Source organism: Pseudomonas paraglycinae, from assembly GCF_021601625.1.
Lineage (GTDB): Bacteria > Pseudomonadota > Gammaproteobacteria > Pseudomonadales > Pseudomonadaceae > Aquipseudomonas > Aquipseudomonas paraglycinae.
In genome coordinates, this window is the sequence record NZ_BQHR01000015.1 from 102,351 (window position 1) to 123,642 (window position 21,292).

The 21,292-nt window shown below is 62.7% G+C and carries 23 protein-coding genes; 15 read left to right on the forward strand and 8 right to left on the reverse strand.

What is annotated here, in order from left to right:
• The first annotated feature begins 48 nt into the window (after positions 1-48).
• On the forward strand, positions 49-675 hold the full coding sequence (locus L6D82_RS21485; RefSeq protein WP_236191581.1) for a DNA-3-methyladenine glycosylase family protein: 627 nt from the start codon (positions 49-51) through the stop codon (positions 673-675).
• Between the two features lie 237 nt (positions 676-912).
• On the opposite strand, the gene L6D82_RS21490 is transcribed toward L6D82_RS21485, so the two are convergent.
• The 3 genes from L6D82_RS21490 to L6D82_RS21500 form a co-directional block, all read right to left on the reverse strand.
• On the reverse strand, positions 913-2,010 hold the full coding sequence (locus tag L6D82_RS21490; RefSeq protein ID WP_102687391.1) for an extracellular solute-binding protein: 1,098 nt from the start codon (positions 2,008-2,010) through the stop codon (positions 913-915).
• A 2-nt stretch (positions 2,011-2,012) separates the two neighbouring features.
• A complete protein-coding gene (gene aguA, locus L6D82_RS21495; protein WP_102687390.1) occupies positions 2,013-3,128 on the reverse strand; it encodes an agmatine deiminase in 1,116 nt (371 codons plus the stop codon).
• A gap of 99 nt (positions 3,129-3,227) precedes the next feature.
• A complete protein-coding gene (locus tag L6D82_RS21500) occupies positions 3,228-4,112 on the reverse strand; it encodes a LysR substrate-binding domain-containing protein (protein WP_085698792.1) in 885 nt (294 codons plus the stop codon).
• Between the two features lie 123 nt (positions 4,113-4,235).
• Here L6D82_RS21500 and L6D82_RS21505 point away from each other — a divergent pair, with 123 nt between their 5' ends.
• Complete coding sequence (locus L6D82_RS21505; protein ID WP_236191515.1) at positions 4,236-4,724, forward strand: GFA family protein; 489 nt, start codon at positions 4,236-4,238, stop codon at positions 4,722-4,724.
• 34 nt (positions 4,725-4,758) lie between these two features.
• Here the strand turns inward: L6D82_RS21505 and L6D82_RS21510 are convergent, their stop codons facing one another.
• Positions 4,759-5,964 carry a molybdopterin molybdotransferase MoeA gene (locus L6D82_RS21510; RefSeq protein WP_236191583.1) on the reverse strand — a complete coding sequence of 402 codons (1,206 nt, stop codon included), beginning with the start codon at positions 5,962-5,964 and terminating at the stop codon, positions 4,759-4,761.
• Positions 5,961-6,500 (reverse strand): molybdenum cofactor biosynthesis protein B, encoded by a 540-nt coding sequence (moaB, locus tag L6D82_RS21515; protein WP_085608999.1) that lies wholly within the window; start codon positions 6,498-6,500, stop codon positions 5,961-5,963. The genes L6D82_RS21510 and moaB overlap by 4 nt, the downstream gene beginning before the upstream one ends.
• Positions 6,501-6,798: 298 nt before the next feature.
• On the opposite strand from moaB, the gene L6D82_RS21520 reads away from it, so the two are divergent.
• From L6D82_RS21520 to L6D82_RS21555, 8 genes are all read left to right on the forward strand, one after another.
• Positions 6,799-7,698 (forward strand): LysR family transcriptional regulator, encoded by a 900-nt coding sequence (locus L6D82_RS21520; protein ID WP_236191518.1) that lies wholly within the window; start codon positions 6,799-6,801, stop codon positions 7,696-7,698.
• A gap of 253 nt (positions 7,699-7,951) precedes the next feature.
• The gene (gene fdhD / locus L6D82_RS21525; RefSeq protein ID WP_085748300.1) at positions 7,952-8,794 is read left to right on the forward strand and encodes a formate dehydrogenase accessory sulfurtransferase FdhD; all 843 of its coding nucleotides are present in this window, start codon (positions 7,952-7,954) and stop codon (positions 8,792-8,794) included.
• Positions 8,791-9,276: a cyclic pyranopterin monophosphate synthase MoaC gene (gene moaC, locus L6D82_RS21530; RefSeq protein ID WP_085748299.1), complete on the forward strand. Its 486-nt coding sequence runs from the start codon at positions 8,791-8,793 to the stop codon at positions 9,274-9,276. The genes fdhD and moaC overlap by 4 nt, the downstream gene beginning before the upstream one ends.
• Positions 9,273-9,524, forward strand: coding sequence for a MoaD/ThiS family protein (locus L6D82_RS21535; RefSeq protein ID WP_007957033.1), 252 nt, complete (start codon positions 9,273-9,275; stop codon positions 9,522-9,524). The genes moaC and L6D82_RS21535 overlap by 4 nt, the downstream gene beginning before the upstream one ends.
• Positions 9,525-9,527: 3 nt before the next feature.
• A complete protein-coding gene (gene moaE, locus L6D82_RS21540; RefSeq protein WP_085748298.1) occupies positions 9,528-9,989 on the forward strand; it encodes a molybdopterin synthase catalytic subunit MoaE in 462 nt (153 codons plus the stop codon).
• A 391-nt stretch (positions 9,990-10,380) separates the two neighbouring features.
• Positions 10,381-11,724 (forward strand): chromate efflux transporter, encoded by a 1,344-nt coding sequence (gene chrA, locus L6D82_RS21545; RefSeq protein WP_236191521.1) that lies wholly within the window; start codon positions 10,381-10,383, stop codon positions 11,722-11,724.
• A gap of 425 nt (positions 11,725-12,149) precedes the next feature.
• Positions 12,150-13,514 (forward strand): glutamine synthetase family protein, encoded by a 1,365-nt coding sequence (locus L6D82_RS21550; RefSeq protein WP_236191525.1) that lies wholly within the window; start codon positions 12,150-12,152, stop codon positions 13,512-13,514.
• A 33-nt stretch (positions 13,515-13,547) separates the two neighbouring features.
• Complete coding sequence (locus L6D82_RS21555; protein WP_102687382.1) at positions 13,548-14,831, forward strand: NAD(P)/FAD-dependent oxidoreductase; 1,284 nt, start codon at positions 13,548-13,550, stop codon at positions 14,829-14,831.
• A gap of 49 nt (positions 14,832-14,880) precedes the next feature.
• Here L6D82_RS21555 and L6D82_RS21560 read toward each other — a convergent pair whose 3' ends face one another.
• Both L6D82_RS21560 and L6D82_RS21565 read right to left on the reverse strand, forming a co-directional pair.
• On the reverse strand, positions 14,881-15,666 hold the full coding sequence (locus tag L6D82_RS21560; protein ID WP_236191526.1) for a DeoR/GlpR family DNA-binding transcription regulator: 786 nt from the start codon (positions 15,664-15,666) through the stop codon (positions 14,881-14,883).
• A gap of 268 nt (positions 15,667-15,934) precedes the next feature.
• Entirely contained in the window at positions 15,935-16,450 is a 516-nt protein-coding gene (locus tag L6D82_RS21565; RefSeq protein ID WP_085748294.1) for a transporter suffix domain-containing protein, read from the reverse strand.
• 131 nt (positions 16,451-16,581) lie between these two features.
• On the opposite strand from L6D82_RS21565, the gene L6D82_RS21570 reads away from it, so the two are divergent.
• The 3 genes from L6D82_RS21570 to L6D82_RS21580 are packed head-to-tail and all read left to right on the forward strand — an operon-like array spanning position 16,582 to position 20,240.
• Positions 16,582-18,135, forward strand: coding sequence for an efflux transporter outer membrane subunit (locus tag L6D82_RS21570; protein ID WP_236191528.1), 1,554 nt, complete (start codon positions 16,582-16,584; stop codon positions 18,133-18,135).
• Positions 18,128-19,225: an HlyD family secretion protein gene (locus L6D82_RS21575; protein WP_236191530.1), complete on the forward strand. Its 1,098-nt coding sequence runs from the start codon at positions 18,128-18,130 to the stop codon at positions 19,223-19,225. The genes L6D82_RS21570 and L6D82_RS21575 overlap by 8 nt, the downstream gene beginning before the upstream one ends.
• A complete protein-coding gene (locus L6D82_RS21580) occupies positions 19,215-20,240 on the forward strand; it encodes a DUF2955 domain-containing protein (protein ID WP_236191532.1) in 1,026 nt (341 codons plus the stop codon). The genes L6D82_RS21575 and L6D82_RS21580 overlap by 11 nt, the downstream gene beginning before the upstream one ends.
• Here the strand turns inward: L6D82_RS21580 and L6D82_RS21585 are convergent.
• Positions 20,225-20,665, reverse strand: coding sequence for a YMGG-like glycine zipper-containing protein (locus tag L6D82_RS21585; RefSeq protein WP_236191534.1), 441 nt, complete (start codon positions 20,663-20,665; stop codon positions 20,225-20,227). The genes L6D82_RS21580 and L6D82_RS21585 overlap by 16 nt on opposite strands.
• A gap of 169 nt (positions 20,666-20,834) precedes the next feature.
• On the opposite strand from L6D82_RS21585, the gene L6D82_RS21590 reads away from it, so the two are divergent.
• Entirely contained in the window at positions 20,835-21,077 is a 243-nt protein-coding gene (locus L6D82_RS21590) for a DUF4177 domain-containing protein (RefSeq protein ID WP_236191536.1), read from the forward strand.
• A complete protein-coding gene (yidD, locus tag L6D82_RS21595) occupies positions 21,077-21,280 on the forward strand; it encodes a membrane protein insertion efficiency factor YidD (RefSeq protein WP_084777083.1) in 204 nt (67 codons plus the stop codon). The genes L6D82_RS21590 and yidD overlap by 1 nt, the downstream gene beginning before the upstream one ends.
• Positions 21,281-21,292 lie beyond the last annotated feature (12 nt).

The window sequence follows — 21,292 nt, forward strand, 5'->3', positions numbered from 1 at the left end:
ACCCACGCCCCTCCCGGCTTTCAAATCAACGGATCACCGAAGTTGCCGATACCCGATCCCTATCAACCGGCCAGCGAGTTTCTGGCCAGCCTCGACGCCGACTGGCAGCGCCACATTGCTGCGGTTGGCCCCTGCCTGCATCAGCCGCATCCGGCGCGCGATCCCTATGAGTCGCTGGTGCGGGCGATTGCCTATCAGCAACTGCATGCCAAGGCTGGCGATGCGATTGTCGGGCGGCTGGTGGGGTTGTTTCCCGGGCAGACGTTTCCGCGTCCGGAGCAGGTTCTGGCGACGGACTTCGACCGATTGCGCAGTTGCGGGTTTTCGGCGGGCAAGATTGCGACGATTCAGGGGATTGCCCAGGCGACTCTGGACGGCGTGGTGCCGGATTACTCGACCGCGCTGGCGATGGAGGATGAGGCGCTGATCGAGCGGTTGGTCAGCCTGCGCGGGGTTGGGCGCTGGACGGTGGAGATGTTGCTGATCTATAGCCTGGAGCGGCCGGATATTCTGCCGGCCGACGATTTTGGGGTGCGCGAGGGGTATCGGCGGTTGAAGGGGCTGGAGGTGCAGCCTGCACGCAAACAAATGATTAAGATCGGGCTGGATTGGAAGCCGTTTCGGACGGTGGCGGCGTGGTATTTGTGGAGGGTGCCGAAAAGCCCCTCACCCTAACCCTCTCCCGGAGGGAGAGGGAACCGATCGGGGGATATTGGAGAGCTCCGCCGACCTGAAACATCAACTCTGAATCCATAGGCGCCAAGACGTGAGCGAACCCATAGTTGCCAACACGTTGGTGAATCCATAGTCGCCTCGGTGTTTCAGGTCGATGTATAGCGTAAGACACCTCGGTCGGCCCCCTCTCCCTCCGGGAGAGGGCTGGGCGGGCGGCGTTCCGATGAGGGTTGCTTTTCAGAGGCCCGACTTCAACCGGCTGAATGCTCGGATCAATGCCCGGTTGAACGCCTTGCCATTGTCATTCTTGCTGTACAGCGAAGCCCTCACCGCCTCCGGCGGATACGTCCCCGGATCATTGCGAATCGCCGGATCAATCAACCCGTCCGCCGCCGTGATCGCGTTGGCATAGTGAATCGTATCGGTAATCGGCGCGATCACCTCGGGCGTCATCAAATAATCCATCAGTGCCAGCCCGGCCTCGGGGTGCGGTGCATCCTTGGGAATGACCATGGCATCGAACCAGATCAGCGTGCCCTCCTTCGGAATCCGGTAATTCAACTTGAACGGCTTTTTCGCCGCTTCAGCCTGACCTGCCGCGATGGCAACGTTGCCGTTCCACGACATCGCCACGCAGGTGTTGCCGTTGGCCAGGTCGCTGATGTTCAGGTCATTGTCGAAATAGCGGATGTACGGGCGGATCTTCGCCAGTTGCTGCTCGGCGAGTTTCAGGTCGTCGAGGCTCTGGCGGTTGATGTCCAGGCCCATGTACTTCATGACTGCCGCGAACACTTCGTTCGGGTCGTTGAGCAGGCTCACCCCGCAATCGGCGAATTTCGACACCACTGCCGGATCGAACAGCATCGCCCAACTGTCCCTCGGCGCGTCCGGCAGGCGCTGCTTCACGGCCTCCTCCTGATAGCCGACGCCAGTGGTACCCCAGGCGTAGATCCCGGCGTAGCGGTTGCCCGGATCGAACACCGCCATGTGCTGACGGAACTCCTCGCCGACCCCGGCAAAGTGCGGGAGCTGCTGCTTGTTCAGGGTCTGGATCGCGCCGCTCTCGATAGCCCGCGACAGGTGCTGGCCGGCGGTCAGCACCAGGTCGTAACCGCTGCGCCCGGTGAGCAGTTTGGTCTCGACGGTTTCCAGCGAATCGAAGTGATCGGCGACCACCCGAATCCCGGTTTTCGCCTCGAAATTCTTCAGGGTATCCGGGGCTAGGTACTCGCCCCAGATGTACAGGTTGACAACCGGTTTCGCCGTTTCGGCAGCCTGCACACACAGGGGTGCAAGCACCAGCAATAACGCTTTACTCAGTTTGTGCAGGCCCATGGTCAGGCTCCTTTTTTCTGGCCGGCGTATTGCGGCATGGTGATGCACGCGACGTTGCCGCCACCGAGCAGGATTTCCCGGGAGTTCTCGATGCCGACGATCTTGTGCTGCGGGAACAGTTCGGCGAGGGTCGCCAGCGCCACCTGATCGTTGCGATCACCGAACAGCGGCACCACGATCGAGCTGTTGCCGGCGTAGTAGTTGATGTACGACGCACAGATTTTCGTGCCGGTCTGACGGGTGTGGGTGCTGTCCTGCTGATCGAGGCCTTCGGCTTCTTCAGCGGTCCACTCCAGCACGTCCGGTTGCGGCAGTTTGTGCACGATCAGCTCGCGGCCACGGCTGTCGCGGGTGCTGCGCAGGATGTCGTAGGCCTCTTGATAGATTTCCCATTGCGGATCGTCGCGGTTGTCGGTCCATTGCAGCACCACTTCGCCGGGGCGCACGAAGCACGCGAGGTCGTCGACATGGCCGTCGGTTTCGTCAAACTTGCAACCGCGTGGCAGCCAGATCACTTGCTCGGCGCCGAGGTAATCGGTCAGCCGGCGGGTGACTTCGTCCTTGCCCAGGTGCTGGTTGCGATTGCGGTTGAGCAGGCATTGCTCGGTGGTGAGGATGCTGCCCTGACCGTCACTCTGGATACCGCCAAGCTCGGCAATCAATGGCGCGCGATAGCGGTCGAAGCGTTCGATTTCGAGGATCTTGCTGGCGATCTGATCGTCCTTGTCCCACGGGTAGTAGAGCCCGCCGTCGAGGCCGCCGTAGGCGTTGAATTCAAAGTCGACACCACGCACTTCACCGCTCTGGTCGTTGACCACGAAGCACGGGCCGCTGTCGCGGAACCAGGTGTCGTTGCAGGTCATTTCCACCACCCGCACTTGTGGCGGCAACTGGCGGCGGGCCGTGGCGAACTGGGAGGCCGATGCGCAGACCGTCACCGGCTCGCTCTGGGAGATCGCGGTGACAATCTGCACCCAGACTTTCTGTGCAGGCTTGGCGCCGTTGCGCCAGACGTCGGTGCGCTCCGGCCAGCCGAGCCAGCAGCCGGACTTGGCTTCGAATTCGCCGGGCAGACGGAAGCCGTCCTGTTTCGGGGTGGTGTCGAGCAAACGTGCCATGGTCAAACCTCGTCGTCGGGATGGGAATGACCTCAGGCTACGGTCGCGGGCAGTCGGGCCGCCAACGATGATTATTTCGGAACAGTTGAATTCAACTCATCAATCCGCCAGTTGATCGTTGAACCATTCCAGCATCTGCGCCACCGCCGGACGCTCCAGCCGCACCCGCTCGCAGACCAGCGCGTATTGCCCCAGCGCGGTCATGCTGGAGGTGAACGGGCGCACCAGACGCCCGCTCTGCAAATCCTCCTGCGCGGTGAGGTTGTCGCCCATCGCAACGCCCTGCCCTTGCGCCGCCGCCTCCAGCGCCAGACCGGCGTGGGCAAAATACAACTGGCGCTCCGGACGCAGGTCGCCGGCATGGCTGGTGAGCCACGCGGTCCAGGTCTTGCCGTCCTGATCGTCGTGCAGCAGGCAATGGCGGGCCAGGTCCTTCGGGGTTTTCAGGGTGCCCTGGTTGAACAGGCCGGGGCTGCACACCGGGAAGAACTGCAGCGCCGGCAACGGGCGGACGAAGTACGCGCTGCTGTCCACCGGGCCGGTGCCGTAGGTGATCGCCAGATCGATGTCTTCGCCGGGCGCGGTGGCGTCGATTGGCTGCTCGTAAAGATGCAAGGTGATGTGCGGATAACGCGCGTAGAAATCGGTGAGACGGTTCATCAGCCACTTCTGCGCCAGCTCTGCCGTGACCGCCAGCCGCAACACGGCGAGCGAGGACGGATCGCGCAACTCGTCGCAGGCATCGCCGATCAGTTCGAAGGCCTGTTGCAGGCTCTGCATCAGTCGCCCGGCGGCGATGGTCGGGCGAATCTGCCGGCCCTCGCGGATGAACAGCGACACGCCCAGTTGCTCTTCGAGCTGGCGGATCTGATGGCTGACGGCGCTGTCGGTGACACACAGCTCAGCGGCGGCGCGGCCGAAATGCGCGTGGCGGGCGGCACACTCGAAAGTTCGCAGGGCGGCCAGGGAAGGTAGTCGGCGCATGGGTGTGGATCCCTTTTTTGCGGACATGCTGACCGGGCTTTTCGCAGGCGTCCATAGCGGCGGCACAGGCAAGAGATCTCTTCTAGGCTGAATCGCACCAACAAAAAACACCGGAGGCCACTCATGCACCTCGAAGGCTCCTGCCACTGCGGCGCGGTTTCATTCACCCTCGACAGCGCCCACCCCTACCCTTATCAGCGCTGCTACTGCTCGATCTGCCGCAAGACCCAGGGCGGTGGCGGCTTTGCGATCAACCTCGGCGGCGACGCAGCCAGCCTCAAGGTGCGCGGGCGCAAACACATCACGATCTACCACGCGAAAATGAAAGACGAAGGCGATGCCCGCGCCCACCGCAGCAGCGCCGAACGGCACTTCTGCTCGCAGTGCGGCAGCGGCCTGTGGCTGTTCAGCCCGGAATGGCCGGCGCTGATCCACCCGTTCGCCTCGGCCATCGACACGCCGTTGCCGGTGCCGCCGGAACACACTCATCTGATGCTCGGCTCGAAAGCCCCGTGGGTCGAAGTGCAGGCGAGCGCCACGGATCAGCAGTTCGAGGTCTACCCCGAAGAATCCATCGCCCAATGGCACGAACGGCTGAAGTTGACCCGGTAGCTGCCCCCAGTCTTCGACAGATTGTTGATCGCGCTCAGAACAGCTCGCTGAACGGAATGAAACGCAGCGGATCACCCATCTGCAAGATGCTGTTCTCGGGGATTTCCACCAATCCGTCGGCCCAGGTCGCGCCGAGCAGAACCCCGGAACTCTGGTTCGGATACAGCGCCGCCTGCCCGCCCTCCAGACGTACCCGCAGATACTCCCGACGGCTGCCAGGTTTCGGCCAATCGAAGCCGGCGTTGACCGTGAAGCTCAGCGGCATCACCTCTTCCACGCCTTGAATGCGCAGCAGGTACGGGCGCGCCAGCAGGCCGAAGGTCACCAGCGCCGAGGTCGGATTGCCCGGCAGGCCGATCACCGGCACCGAGCCAAAATGCCCGACCGTCAGCGGTTTACCGGGTTTGATCGCGAGTTTCCACAGCAGCGGTTTGCCGTTGTCGCGCAGCACCTGACCGAGGCAGTCGGCATCACCGGCAGACACGCCGCCCGTAGTCAGAATCAGATCGGCTGCCACTTGCAGTTGCTCGAGTTTGAGCCGTGTCTGCGCCGGGCGATCGGGCAGAATCCCGGCGTCGATCACTTCGCAACCCAATTCCCGCAACCAGTGGTCAAGCAAGGTGCGGTTGCTGTTGTAAATGCTGCCGGGGCGCAGCGGTTGCCCTGGTTCCACCAGTTCATCCCCGGTCGAGAGCAACGCCACGCGCGGACGACGCACCACCGGCAAATGGGTCATGCCCTGCCCTGCGGCGACGGCCAGTTCGAACGGGCCGAGGCGTTTGCCGGCGCGCAGCAAGGTGTCGCCGACGCGGTTTTCCTGGCCCTGGGCGCGGATGTTCTGCCCGACCTTCAGCGGTTGCAGGAAACGGACGCGGCCGTCTTCAAGCACCTCGACGTTTTCCTGCATCTCTACGCAATTGGCGCCGGGCGGCAACGGCGCACCCGTGAAAATCCGTGCGCAGGTGCCGGGCAGCAAGGCGTCCGGCGCCATCCCGGCGTAGACCCGCTGTGACACGCTCAACGGCTGGCGATGCAGGTCGGGGAGGTTCAAGGCATAACCGTCCATGGCGCTGTTCGGCCACGGCGGCAGATCAAGTGTGGCGACCAGATCGCTCGCCAGCACCCGCCCGCGCGCTTCGTTGAGCGGCACCGATTCGCTGTCCGGCAGACGTTGTTCATCGGCCATCGCCAACAGTTGGTCAAGGGCGTCCTCGACCGGCATCAACCCCGGCTTGCTCATCCGCGCGGCCCGCAGGCTTGCACCGGCTTGAGGTGCGGGACGAAGTTGCACGGGCGATGACGGTTATCCAGTTGTTCAGCGAGGATACCTTCCCACGCGGTGCGGCAAGCGCCGGTGGAACCCGGCAGGCAGCACACCAGCGTGCCGTTGGACAGCCCCGCCAGCGCGCGGCTTTGCACAGTCGAGGTGCCGATGTCGAGAATCGAGATGGCGCGGAACAGTTCGCCAAAACCGTCGATCTGCTTGTCCAGCAGGCAGGCCACAGCTTCCGGAGTGCTGTCACGCCCGGTGAAACCGGTGCCGCCGGTGATCAGCACCACTTGAATGTTGTCGTCAGCGATCCACTGCGCGACCTGGGCGCGGATCTTGTACAGGTCGTCCTTGAGCAGGTTGCGTTCACTCAAGGTGTGCCCGGCCTCCAGCAGGCGGCTGACCAGCAACTGGCCGGAGGTGTCGCTGGCGTAATCGCGGGTATCGCTGACCGTCAGCACGGCAATATTCAGGGGAACGAACAAGGCATCCGATTTAACACTCATGGCACTCTCCGGCCGTCGTCAATTCAATGGATGACGAGCCTAAGTGCCGCTTGTGAAGCCTGTCTAATCACTCTGGCCAACCACACTATCGACCTGCTCTATCGGTGATTTTTTTCAGCCCCTCGACCGCTGTCCGGGCCAATGAAACCGGGGGTCATCGAAACCCTCGATAGGCTCGTAAACACTGCCGATTGGACGAAAAAAGCCCTCGATGGGATCGTCGCTGCCTGCGCTTTTCGTGCGCCGTACGCATCTGCGTCAATACTCAATCAAAATTCCTTATCGAGCAGGTGCCGTCGTGGACATCAAACAACTCAAGTTTCTGATCGCGCTGGACGAAACCCGCCACTTCGGCCAGGCCGCCGCGCGCTGCCACATCACCCAGCCGACCCTGTCGATGCGCCTGCGCAATCTGGAAGACGAGCTGGATCTGGTGCTGGTCAATCGCGGCCAGCGCTTCGAAGGGTTCACCCAGGCCGGCGAGCGCGTCCTGGCCTGGGCCCGCACGTTGCTGGCAGCCCACGACGGGCTGTTTGCAGAAGCTGCAGCCTGCCGCGGGCAACTGGTCGGTAGCCTGCGCCTGGGGCTGGTGCCGCTGAGCAACTTCAACCCGGTGAATTACATTCAGGGTTTGTCCGGGACTTACCCGGAGCTGAAATACAGCCTGTCGTCGCTGAGTTCGGACGAGATCATCGAGGGCCTGGGCAACAATCAGCTGGACCTGGGCGTGTGTTATCTGGATCACGTCAACCCGAACTATTTCGAGTTTTTCGAGATCGGCGAGACCCGCGTCGGCCTGCTCTACGACACCCGTCACTTCCAGTTCGAAGGCCCGGAAATGAGCTGGGAAGACGCCGCCGAACTGCCGCTGGGGATGATCACCACCGGCATGCACTACCGCAAATCCATCGACCTGAGTTTCCGCAGTCGCGGGTTGAATCCGCAGCCGATCCTGGAAAGCGACTCGACCTATCAACTGCTGCAGGCGATTCACCAGGGCTTCTGCTGCTCGATCATGCCGCTGGACAGCGGGCTGAAAGAGCCGATCGAACACCTGGCCTTCATCAACCTGCCGGATGCCAGCGTACTCGCGCCGCTGGGGCTGGTGATGCGCAAGACCGAACCGCGCTCGGCGATTGCCGAGAAGTGTTTTGCCGAGGCGCGCAAGATGTTCGGGATCGAGGCGCCTGCCGAATAAATGTGTTGAATGTCAGGCCGCCATCGCTGGCAAGCCAGCTCCCACAGTGATTGAGTTAGTCACAAATTCTGTGTTTGACACGAAACCTTGTGGGAGCTGGCTTGCCAGCGATGAGGCCTTATCAGTCAACACCTATTCTCGGCCTGAAAGCGGTGATCGACCAATCCAATCACTGCATCGGCACAAGCGATTGGACGCACTTTTCGCTGCCCCGTAGCCTGAACTCACTTCAGCGCTTCGGGGACTTTTCAAGATGCTGTGCCAAGTTGAACAACTCATCGAACCGGGCGACGCCAACGCCCCCGCGCCACAACCGGCGCAAGTGGCCTACCGCGAATACCTCGACGACGCGCCGGTGTCCCACGCGGCGCTGGCGGCCGAAATCGCGCTAGCCATCAGCTACAACGGCTTGAATCAGGCCGTGATGATGGTCTCGCCAGGCAACATCGAAGACTTCATTCGAGGCTTCAGCCTGAGCAACGCCATCGTCGACCGCCTCGACGATATCCACGACATCCGCCTGACCCATTTCGACCAGGCCTGCCAGGCCGACGTGCAGATTTCCAGCCGTGCGTTCTGGGCTCTGAAAGATCACCGGCGGCAGATGGCGGGCACCAGCGGTTGCGGCCTCTGCGGTGTGGAAGCCCTTGAGCAGGCGCTGCCGCAACTGGAGATCCTGACCCCGACACCGTTGCCACCGGCCGCGCATTTCAACGGCATCCGCCAGCGCATCGAGCAGGCCCAGCAACTGGCCCGCAGCAGCGGTGCCCTGCACGCGGCGCTGTACTTCGGCGCCGACGGCGAAGCGCTGTTGTGCCGCGAAGACATCGGCCGCCACAACGCCCTCGACAAGCTGATCGGCGCACTGCAGTTCGAAGGCCTCGATGCGCGTCAGGGTTTCGTCGTGGTCACCAGCCGTTGCAGCCTCGAACTGATCCACAAAGCCGTGCGCGCCCGCCTCGGCACCCTCGTCAGCCTGTCCGCCCCCACCGCGCTGACCGTGCGCTGGGCGCTCAAGCACCGCCTGAACCTGATCCACGTTCCGCACCGCAATGCCCCGCGAATCTACAGCCCGATCCAGGAGCCCACCGCATGAGCAACACCCTCACCCACCTCGACGAACAGGGCCGCGCCAACATGGTCGACGTCAGCGACAAAACCGCGACCCGCCGTGAAGCCACCGCCCAGGCCTGGGTGCAGATGCGCCCGGAAACCCTGCAAATGATCCAGTCCAACGGCCACCCCAAGGGCGATGTGTTCGCCGTGGCGCGGATCGCCGGGATTCAGGCCGCCAAGCGCACCTACGAGTTGATTCCGCTGTGTCATGCGCTGCTGCTCAGTTCGATCCACGTCGAGCTCAAGGCCTGCGAGCCGGACCGCGTGCAGATCACCAGTACCTGCCGCCTCACCGGCCAGACCGGCGTCGAACTCGAAGCCCTGACCGCCGCCAGCGTCGCCGCGCTGACCATCTATGACATGTGCAAAGCGGTGGACCGGGCGATGGTGATCGGCGATATCCGCCTGCTCAGCAAACAGGGCGGCCGCTCCGGCCACTTTCAATGGGAGAACCCGCAATGATTCTGATCAACTACTTCGCCAGCTACCGTGACCGGCTCAATCTGGGCGGTGAAAAGATTCCGGCCAGCGACACCCTCGCCTGTGTTGAAGACGTGCGGCAGATGCTGATGCAACGTGGCGATGTGTGGCGTGAAGTGCTCGGCGCCGGCAACCTGATGTGCGCGGTGAATCAGGAGCTGTGTCAGCCGGATCAGGCGATCGAGGATTTCGACGAGATCGCGTTTTTCCCGCCGGTCACGGGGGGTTGAGGCATGGGTGTTCGAGTCCAGCGTAAAGGCTTCGATGCCGGTCAGTTGATTGCCGACCTGCATGCGCGCAATCCACGGGTGGGCGCGGTGGTGAACTTCATTGGTTATGTGCGGGATCTGAACGTCGGGCAGTCGGTGACCGAGCTGTTTCTGGAGCATTATCCGGGCATGACCGAGAAGGCTCTGGAGCATATTGCCGAACAGGCCCGCGAGCGTTGGCCGCTGATGGCGGTGGAGATTGTGCATCGGGTCGGCGCATTGTCGGTGACCGAGCCGATCGTGTTTGTTGGCGTCAGCAGCAAGCATCGGCATGCGGCGTTTGAAGCCTGTGCGTTCATCATGGATGTGCTGAAAACGCGTGCGCCGTTCTGGAAGCGTGAGACTACCCAGGAGGGTTCGCATTGGGTCGAGGCGCGGGAGAGTGATCAGGATGCGGCGGTTCGCTGGAGTCTGGCGCATGCCTGAAGACCGAAAGCCCTCACCCTAGCCCTCTCCCAGAGGGAGAGGGAACCGACCCGGGGATATTGCAGTACTACGCCGACCTGAACCTATAGCGTTGAATCCGGATGCCGGTCTGAACGCATAGGACTGAATCCGAATACCAGTCTGAGGGCAGTTTGCCGAATCCGAATACTGAACTGAACGCATAGTGTTGAATCCGGATGCCAGTCTGAGGGCGGTGTGCTGAATCCATAATCGACTCGATTCTTCAGGTCGATGTATGACGCAAGACACCTCGGTCGGCCCCCTCTCCCTCCGGGAGAGGGCTGGGGTGAGGGCTGCAATCTGGATACCACTCCTTAACAAAAGCCTGATTAGATAGCCGCTCCACCACAACTCAACTCGGGAGCCACACTTGAGCCAAACGCCAAAAGACTTGCCCCGTCCTCAACCCATCACCCTGCGCCAGGCCTGGCCGTTCTGGCTCAAACTCGGCTGCATCGGCTTCGGCGGGCCCGCCGGGCAGATCGCGATCATGCATCAGGAACTGGTGGAGCGTCGGCGCTGGATTTCCGAGCGGCGCTTCCTGCATGCGCTCAACTATTGCATGTTGCTGCCGGGCCCGGAGGCCCAGCAACTGGCGACTTACATCGGCTGGCTGCTGCACCGAACCCGTGGCGGCGTGCTGGCCGGTGCGCTGTTTGTGTTGCCTTCGCTGCTGATCCTGATCGCTCTTTCCTGGATTTATATTGCGCTTGGCGACGTGCCGGCGGTGGCCGGGGTGTTTTACGGAATCAAACCGGCGGTGACCGCGATTGTGCTGCACGCGGCCCATCGCATCGGCTCCCGAGCCTTGAAGAACAGCTGGCTGTGGGCGATCGCCGGGGCGGCGTTCGTGGCGATTTTTGCCTTCAACGTACCGTTCCCGCTGATCGTGCTCGGCGCGGCATTGATCGGCTATTTCGGCGGACGCTGGGCGCCGCAGCGCTTCAGCAACGGCGGCCATCGCGGCGGCGAAAAATCCTTCGGCCCGGCGCTGATCGATGACGACACACCGCCGCCCGAGCATGCGCGGTTCCGATTGCCGAGGCTGCTGCGTCTGGCGCTGATCGGTGCGTTGCTGTGGTGCCTGCCGATGGCGTTGCTGACCGCGTTGTTCGGCTGGGACGGCACCTTCACGCAGATGGGCTGGTTTTTCACCAAAGCGGCGCTTCTCACCTTCGGCGGCGCTTACGCTGTGCTGCCTTACGTGTATCAAGGCGCGGTCGGGCATTACGGCTGGCTGACGCCGACGCAGATGATCGACGGCCTGGCCCTGGGCGAAACCACGCCGGGGCCGCTGATCATGGTGGTGGCGTTTGTCGGGTTCGTCGGCGCTTACGTGCAACCGACGTTCGGCCCGGAACACGCGTTCGCCGCCGGCGCGCTGGCCGCGACGCTGGTGACCTGGTTCACCTTCCTGCCCTCGTTCCTGTTCATCCTCGCCGGCGGGCCGTTGGTGGAGTCGACGCACAACGAACTGAAATTCACTGCGCCACTGACCGCGATCACCGCAGCGGTGGTCGGGGTGATCCTCAATCTGGCGTGTTTCTTTGCCTGGCACGTGTTCTGGCCCAATGGATTCGCCGGGCAACCGGACGTTTTCTCGATCCTGCTGGCCCTGGCTGCCGCCGTCGCCCTGTTCTTTTTCAAGCGCGGCGTGATCGAGGTGTTGATCGTTTGCGCCCTCGTCGGGCTGGGGTTTTACCTGCTGCGCTGAACCGGGGTGCACGCCACCGCTCGCGGAATCAGGCGTTTACTTATCCGGGGATTCCCCCTTACTATCCAGCCACACCGGCATGGCGGGACACTCCCGCCGCCGACGTTTTCCGCCAACGGAAACACGCGTCATGAGCACGTCACTCCAACAATCAGAATCGTTGAACGTCTCTGCACTGTGCGCCCTCCTTCACAGGGGCCGCGCATGAATCGCATCGTCAATCTCCCCATGGCCCTGAGCCGTTCCAAGCTGCGTCACTCCGCACGCCCGCCGGATATCTGCCTGCCCGTCTGATCGCGCCGGTAAAAAATCGCGACAGCTCCCCCTCTTTTTTCGATATCCCTGCCAGGACGCCCGCGCCTTTTGCCGAGCTGCGTCCAGGCCGAATCTGCGCGCCTGTGCGGCGCCATCGTGAGTGATTGATTATGAAATTCGCAGCCATTGAAGACGCTCGTAACTTTCTTGAGCAGAACCCCGACATCGACATGATCGAGCTGTTCATCCTCGACGCCAACGGCGTGCCGCGCGGCAAGCTGTTGCACCGCGAAGAACTGCTCGCCGTATACGAAAGCGGACGCCCGCTGCCAAGCACCATTCTCGGCCTCACCGTGCATGGCGAAGACGTGGAAAACTCCGGTCTGGTGTGGGACGTCGGCGATATCGACTGCCGCGCCTACCCGCTGGAAGGCAGTCTGGTGCGCTTGCCGTGGCGGCAGATTCCGACCGCTGCAGTGCAGGTCAGCATGCACCCGGAACAAGGCATGCCGGCGAGCATTGCCGACCCGCGTCACCTGTTGATCAAGGTCATCGACCGCTTGAAAGCCGAGGGTTACCACCCGGTCATGGCCTGCGAGCTGGAGTTCTATCTGCTCGACGCCAAACGCGATCACAACGGTCGCCCGCAACCGGCGCTGGATGCCGACGGTGGTCGACCGAGGCACACGCAGGTCTACGGGTTGCGTGAGCTGGAGCAGATCGAACCGTTCCTCGCCGACCTCTACAGCGCCTGCAAACTGCACGGCATTCCGGCGCGCACGGTGATCTCGGAATACGCGCCGGGCCAGGTGGAAATCACCCTCGAACACGGCGATGCGCTGGAGGCGATGGACCAGGCCGTGCGCTACAAACGGCTGGTCAAAGCCGTGGCGCACAAGCACGGGATGCAGGCGACGTTCATGGCCAAGCCGTTCGATCACCTCGCGGGCACCGGCATGCACATGCACGTCAGTCTCGCCGATGCCGAGGGGCGCAATCTGTTTGCCTCCGAAGATCCGGCAGGCACCCCGCTGCTGCGCACGGCGATTGGCGGGATGCTCACCTCGTTGCTCGATTCGCTGCTGCTGTTCTGCCCGAACGCCAACTCCTACCGGCGTTTTCAGGCCAACAGCTACGCGCCTCTGGCACCGACCTGGGGCGTCGACAACCGCACCGTCAGCCTGCGCGTTCCGGGCGGCCCGGCCAACACCCGACACATCGAACACCGCATCTGCGGCGCCGATGCCAACCCGTATCTGGCAGCGGCGGCGATCCTGGCGGGCATTCATCGCGGGATAAAAGAAGACATCGATCCGGGTGAGCCGGTGGAAGGCAACGGTTACGCGCAGGCGAAAGAATTGCTGCCGACCGACTGGCTGACGTCGCTCACAGCACTGGAAAATTCGGTGTGGGCGCGGGACGCGCTGGGGCAGGAATTCCTCGGGGTGTATCTGGCGGTAAAACGTGCGGAATACCGGCAGTTCATGGCCGAAGTGGGTGAGCAGGACTGGCGCTGGTATTTGACCGAAGCCTGATCCTTTTTTCCTCTTTTTGCCTTGGATACTGAGATGACTGAACGCAGCAATTCCTACTACACCGCGACCCTCAACCGCGACACCGACTACCCGACCCTGCAAGGCCGGCACAAGGTCGATGTGGTGATCATCGGCGGCGGTTTCACCGGCGTCGCCACCGCCGTCGAGTTGGCCGAAAAAGGCCTGAAAGTCGCCATCGTCGAAAGCCACAAGATCGGCTGGGGCGCCACCGGGCGCAATGGTGGGCAGGTCACCGGCAGCCTGTCCGGCGACGGTGCGATGCGCAAACAGATGCGCAACACCTTGGGCGATGAGGTCGATGATTTCATCTGGCACCTGCGCTGGCGCGGCCACGAAATCATCAAGCAGCGGGTCGAGAAATACGCCATCGATTGCGACCTCAAGCACGGCCACTTGCACGCCGCGTACAAGCCGAGCCACATGGCCGGTTTGCGCAGCGACTACGACGAAGCCGTGCGCCGAGGGATGGGCGACGAGGTAAGCCTGCTCGACCGCAGCCAGGTACGCGATCTGCTGCAAAGCGATCTCTACCACGGCGCAATCAAGAACACCCGCAACATGCATTTGCACCCACTCAACCTGTGCATCGGCGAGGCGCGGGCGGCGGAAAGCCTCGGCGCGCTGATCTTCGAAAACAGCGAAGTGCTGGAAATCATTCACGGTGACAACCCGGGCGTGCGCACGGCCCACGGCCAGATCGACGCCAATCAGGTGCTGCTGGCCGGCGACGTCTACCACAAGCTCGAACCGGGCCAGCTCAAGGGCAAGATCTTCCCGGCCATGGGCGGCATCGTCACCACCGAACCGCTGGGGGATCTGGCCAAGCAGATCAACCCTGAAGACCTCGCCGTTTACGACTGCCGTTTCGTCCTCGACTACTACCGCCTCACCGCCGACGGTCGCTTGCTGTTCGGCGGCGGCGCCAACTACAGCGGCAAGGACTCACGGGACATCGCCGGCGAACTGCGGCCGTGCATCGAACAGACTTTCCCGGCGCTCAAAGGGGTGAAGATCGATTACCAGTGGAGCTGCGCGATGGGCATCGTCATCAACCGCATCCCGCAACTGGGCAAACTCTCGGACAACGTCTGGTATTGCCAGGGCTACTCCGGCCACGGCATCGCCACGACCCACATCATGGGCGAGATCATGAGCCGCGCGATCACCGGGCAGATGCAGCAGTTCGACACGTTTGCCGCGTGCACGCACATTCGCGTGCCAATGGGCGATCTGCTGGGTAATCCGATGCTCGCGGCCGGCATGTGGTACTACCAGATGCTGGAAAAACTGCGCTGATCGAACAGGCCCCATCGCCAGTGATGGGGCCTTTTTTTGCCACAAATCCTCAGTCGGGCAACTGCTCCACCTCAATCCCCAACCGCCGATAATCCTCGACACTCCCCGACGCCACATGCCGCTCGGTGATCAGCGTGTGCAAGCGCTCGCACGGCGCCACCACAAACGGCTCCACCGCGCCGAGCTTGTCCGCCGTGGTCACGGCAATCACCCGCGCCGCACAGTCGAGCAGCGCCTGCTTGACCGGCACCTCATCGAAATGCAGCGAGGTGATGCCCACCTCCGGATGAATCGCGCAGACCCCGGTGATCGCCAGATCCGCCTTGATCCCCGACAGCAGCCGCAGCGCCTCGTGACCACCGGCGGACATGGTTTTCGGATTCAACTGCCCACCCGCCAGAATCACTTTGATGCCCGGGTATTCGGACAACGCGATCGCCGTCATCGGTGAGGCCGTGACCGCCGTGATGCTGATATCCCTGGGCAACGAACGCGCCACCTGCAACGAAGTGGAACCGGAATCGAACATCACCGTCTGCCCGTTCCTGACCTGCTGCGCCGCCAATTGCGCCAGACGAATCTTCACCTCGTCGATCTCCTCCAGCCGGGTGAAGTAGTCCTTGCCGGTGTCCTTGGGCCTCGGCAGCGCGCCGCCGTGCACTCGCTGTACCAGCCCGGCGTTGTCCAGCTCGGCCAGATCGCGGCGGATGGTGTCTTCGGACACCGCAAAATGCTGGCTCAACTCGGACGCCATGACCTTGCCGTCACGTTCGAGGATCAGAAGGATTTTCTGCCGGCGCAGAGAAGGAAGCTTGGAAGCGGAATGATCGTGCATGGTTTTGCCTGTTTGTGCTTGTCGTTGCAGGTTTGGCGAGATTAGCCAAGCCGGTCGGTAAACACAACGCAGGTATCAATGGCTTCGATCATTGGAATCACGAAGCCGAATTTTTTCTTTTGACCCCACCCCGGCAGAATGGCCCCACTTTCAAAAGGACCAGGATGAACACCCCATGAACCTCAATTTCGCATTTGCCTGCATGGTCGTCGTATCGTTTGCCATCGCGCTCGGGCACGCCTGATCGAAGTCAGTGCTCAGTTGGCGGTCATTCCGCAACCACCCGCGCCTTGCGCACGAACAGCGCATGCACCTTGTCCCAGAAATTGCCGCCCAGCACGAAAAAGCTGCCGACGAACATCAAGTCGCCCAGCGCCTGCATCTGCCAGAGGTTGGGCCGTACGCCCGGGAAGAAGTTGTCGAAATACGGTTCCAGAAAGGACGACAGCAGCGGCAGGCAGAACATCACTACGCCTATCTTGTGGCGCAGCGGGCTGACTTCAGCCACCGGGGTCGGGATCACGCCGGAAATATAGTGGCCGATCGTGCGCTTGAGTTCGGCGAACCCGGCCTTGCCCATTACCGCGATCACCAGCAGCAACAGCACTTTATTGCTGATGAACAACACCCCGGTCAGCGCCGCGACTTTCGAGCCCGGCACGTCGAGGGCGGCGGCAATCGGCACCATCAGCCACGAACCGAGCATCAGGCAGATGATTGCCACGCCGACCTTGAAACGCCAGCTGGCGCTGGTGGGGGCAAGCGGTTCTTGAGCAGTGTCCATGGCTTCCTACCTTTTTATCCGGGGCGGGGTTCGGTGGTGTTCGCCTGAAAAAGCGTAGCAGCTGATTGCTTCGAACAACCCGCAATCTGCGGTCTATGCTCCAGTGACATTTCCCGCTGGGGCCTCCCGGTATGCCTGCAACGCCAGCCCTGCTGATCCGTCCCGGCCACCTGCTGCTGCTCGGTGCGCTGAGCCTTGGCGGCTGCCTGCGGCTGGGCCCGGATTTCCAGCCACCGGCCGAAGCCTGGAGCAAGCAGTGGCAAAGCCCGGCACTGGAGCAGGCCAGCGAACGCGGCACCGTGCCGGATCTGCGCCAGTGGTGGCAGGTGTTTGCCGACCCGATCCTCGACCGTTTGATCAGCGACGCCGAAGCCCGCAACAGCAGCCTGAAGATCGCCGGCCTGCGGGTCCTCGAAGCCCGCGCGCAACTGGGCATCGCTGACAGCGGTCGCTACCCGCAACTGCAACAGGCCAGCGCCGACAGCCTGTACATCGATCGCCACCAGTCCGGCGGCAGCAATCCGCAGGACTTGCACTTCTGGCAGCACAGCGCCGCGTTCGATGTCGGCTGGGAACTGGATTTCTGGGGGCGCTTCAGCCGTGCCATCGAGTCCGCCGACGCCAGCTACTTCGCCGCCCAAGCCAACTACGAAGACGCCCTCGTGCTGCTGCGCGCTCAAGTGGCCGACACCTACTTTGCCCTGCGCACCACCGAAGCCCGGCTGCGGGTCGCTCGGGAAAACGCCGCCCAGCAAAAGCGCAACTTCGAGATCACCGAAAAACTCTTTCGCAGCGGCCAGACCGCCGAACTCGACCTGCAACAGGCCAGAACCCAATACCTCGGCACCCTGAGCAGCATTCCGGCGTTCGAAGATCAGTTGCTGCGCACCCGCAATGCGCTGGCGGTGCTGGTCGGCCAGCCGCCCGGTGGTGCGGCGTTCCTGGCTGAACAATCGGGGCTGATTCCGCTGGTGGATCGCGCCGTGTTGCAGGATGTCCCGGCCAACCTGCTGCTGCGCCGTCCCGATGTGCGCGCGGCGGAGCTGAACGTGGCCGCGCAATCGGCGCTGGTCGGCGTGGCGGAAACCGATATGTATCCCTCGCTGACCCTGCTGGGCAGCATTGTCTGGTCCAGCGACACCCTCGGCAGCACCCCGCGCAGCTTCGACCTGATCGGCGGCCCGAGCCTGCGCTGGAACCTGTTCGACTACGGCCGCATCCACAACAACATCCGCGTGCAGGACGCGCGGTTGCAGCAACTGATCGAGGCCTATCGCGACAAAGTCCGCCAGGCTGCCCGCGAGGCCGACGACGCCGCCAGCGGCCTGACCAAAGCGCTGGAACGCGAACGCATTCTCGGCGAGGCCGAAGGCGCGGCGCGACGTTCGCTGGTGCTGGCCAACACTCAATATCGCGAAGGCTATTCAGACTTTCAGCGGGTGCTCGATGCCCAGCGCGCATTGCTGGAGCTACAGGACAACTATCTGGTCAGCCGCAGCAACGCCGTGAGCAATCTGATCGCTTTGTACCGCGCCGTCGGTGGTGGCTGGCGAAGCGCTGGGCCGCAGATTGATTCAGCGACCCGACAGCAGATGCAGCAACGCACCGACTGGGGCGATCTGCTGAGCGCCCCGCCGCCCCAACCGACCTATCCGATTCCCTCGCAGGTAGACCGCCATGAGTGATGAAGCGCCGCCGGATCCGGCGAAAAAAGGCATCCGCTGGGTGCTGCTGGTGATTGTGCTGAGCCTGGTCTGGTATCTGCTGGCCGACCGTTTTACGCCCTACACCCAGCAGGCGCGGGTCGGCGCGTTCGTGATCCCGGTGGCGGCGGAAGTCGCGGGCCGGGTGATCAAGGTCAACGTGCGCAACAATCAGGACGTGCAGGCCGGCGACATCCTCTTCGAGCTCGATCCGCAGCCGCTGCAGATCGCCGTCGACCGGGCCCGCGCCGATCTGGAAAACACCCGGCGCACGGTCGGCGCCAGCACCGCCGGCATCGCGTCGGCTCAGGCATCGTTGCGTGCGGCGCAAGCCAATGAACTCAAAACGCGCCAGGACAATCGACGGCTTGAAGGCTTGTATAAAGAAGACCCAGGCACAGTGTCCGTACGGCTGCTGGAAGTGTCCCGGGCCAACCACGAGGCCGCCGTCAGCCAGGTCGCCGCCGCGCGAGCCGAAGTGCTGCGTGCGCAGGAGCAGGAAGGCGGCAACACCGACACCAACGCCAAGCTGCTCAGCGCCGCCGCCACGCTGGCGAAGGCCGAACTGGATCTGGCCAACACCCGCATTGGCGCGCGTTCGGCGGGCCTGATCACCGACCTGCGCACCGACGTCGGCCAGTTCGCCGCTGTCGGCAGTCCGGTGATGACGCTGATCACGATCCAGGATGTGTGGGTCAGCGCCGACCTTACCGAGAACAACCTCGGCCGGATCAAGCCCGGTACGCCGGTGTCGATCATCCTCGACGCCCTGCCAGGCGAAGTGCTCGACGGCCGGGTGCGCAGCGTCGGTTATGGCGTCAGCGTCGGCCAGACGCCGCCGCCCGGCAACCTGCCGACGATCCAGAACAGCCGCGACTGGCTGCGTCCGGCCCAGCGTTTTCCGGTGATCATCGAGTTCAGCGAAGAGGCGAAAAAGCGTCTGTTCGAGAGCCGTTCGATTCGTGCCGGCGGTCAGGCGGAAGTCATGGCATTTCCCAGCGAAGGCAATCTGCTCAATCCGCTGGGCCGGGTGTTTGTCTGGCTGATGAGTTGGCTGTCGTATGCCTATTGAACGCAGCGTTCCAGCGCAACGGGCCTTGCGTCTGGCCTACGGCACGGCGTTGTGCACCGCCGCCAGTTACGGCCTCGCCTTGCCGCTGTCGTTTCTGTCGCCGGTGCTCGCGGTGTTGCTGCTGGCCAGCATGCCTCGGCCGTTGCCAGTCAAAATGGCGCTGGTACTGACCTTGGTCGCCGCATTTACCACCAGTCTCGGCCTGTTGCTGGTGCCGTTGCTGCGGTATTACCCGGTGTGCGGCGTGCTGTTGATCGCTATTGGGCTGTTTCTGGTGTTCACCTACGGCTTGCGCGGCGGCAACGTGCTAATCATGACGTTTCTGGTGATCGGCATGACCATGATCTCCGCCGCCGGTTTCGCCTCATTCGAGCTGGCGATGGCGGTGATCGGCGCGCTGGTCAAAGGCCTGTTGCTGGCCGTCGTCATCGTCGGCCTGAGCCACGTCCTGTTCCCGGAACCGGCCAACAGCCCCGCGCCACCACCCGCTCCCGCTCTGCCCGCCGAAGACGTGCCCCGCGTAGCAATGCGCGCAACATTGATCGTGCTGCCGACCTTCCTGCTGGTGCTGATCGACCCGGCCAGCTACCTGCCGATCATCCTCAAAGCCGTCAGCCTCGGCCAGCAAAGCACCACCACCCGCACCCACCACGCCGGGCGCGAACTGCTCGGCTCGACCTTGCTCGGCGGACTGCTGGCGGTGCTGTTCTGGTGTGCGTTGAGCCTGTTCGTGCACCTGTGGATGTTCTTTCTGTGGATGCTGCTGTTCGGGCTGTTCTTGGCGCGCAAACTCTATCGGCTGCACCCGACGCAACTCACGCCGGGGTTCTGGCTCAACACCCTGATCACCATGATCATCCTGCTCGGCCAGTCGGTGGAGGACAGTGCAGCGGTTAAAGACGTCTACACCGCCTTCGCGGTGCGCATGGGGTTGTTCATTCTGGTGACGCTCTACAGCGGCCTGATGATGCACCTGCTCGTCGCGCACCGGGAAAGCCGTCAGGGCGTGACCTGATAACCCCGCCCCTGCAGGCAACCGGTGTAGGCACTTGAACTGGCTGAAGCATCGGTCCGCCGCTGCTCGCGCCGATCCTGCCGCTGCCGCGCACCGCCGACTACCGCACCGGCGGCAGCCGTCTCTTTGGCGCGGTTCTGGCGATAATCCTGCTTGCGGTCATCATCCACGGCTTCGTAAAACTCGTCGTGCTGACGGCCGCGCACTTCAGCTGCGGTGGCGCCGGCAGCGGCTCCCACTGCAGCGCCCTTCAACCGACCGCCGGCCTGGGGTGTCGACGTGGTTGAGGTGGACGCGATGGAATGGCAATCGTTGATGTCGATCTGGGTTTGCTGGGAAGTCTGGCCCTTGAGCGGGACGACGGATTCGGCGCTGGCCTGTGTGGCACACAGGAACGCTGCGATGAAGAGTGAGAAGCGGAACATGATGACCTCCGACGCGGCGGGGTTGCCTGTGGGGCGGGGTAATCTGGGAGTGTAGTTCACGACCAATCCAGCAACGCTGAGCGAGTGATGGCCAAGAGATATCAAATTGAGTATAAACGTTGAGTTCTGTCATTCATTCGGAATGCAGCGATGGAAAGGATGAGCAAGGATGTACGTATATAAAATGGTTCAGGTCCCACCAAACATTGAAGTTCGTGCCAAGGAGCACCGTGGGAATGAAGCCGCAGCCTACCTTCAGAACGTAGTGAACTCCCACGCAGAAGACGGTTGGGAGTTCTACCGAATCGATACCATTGGGGTTTCTGTCAAACCAGGGTGCTTCGATACGCTGCTCGGTAAGAAAAACGTGCTGACCGAGTATTACGTCATTTCCCTACGCAAGCCTGCATGATGGTCCCCATCGCCATATTGGCAATCCGTTGCTATCAGAAAATGGCGCCTGAAAGGCTGAGATCGGCATGTAGATTCGAACCTAGCTGTTCGAACTACTCGATTTTGGCCTTTCAGAAATATGGCTTTTTCAAAGGGGTCGATCTAACCGCCCGGCGAATTTGCAGATGCCGTTATCCAAACGGTGGCACTGATTATCCATAAAAGTCAGTACCA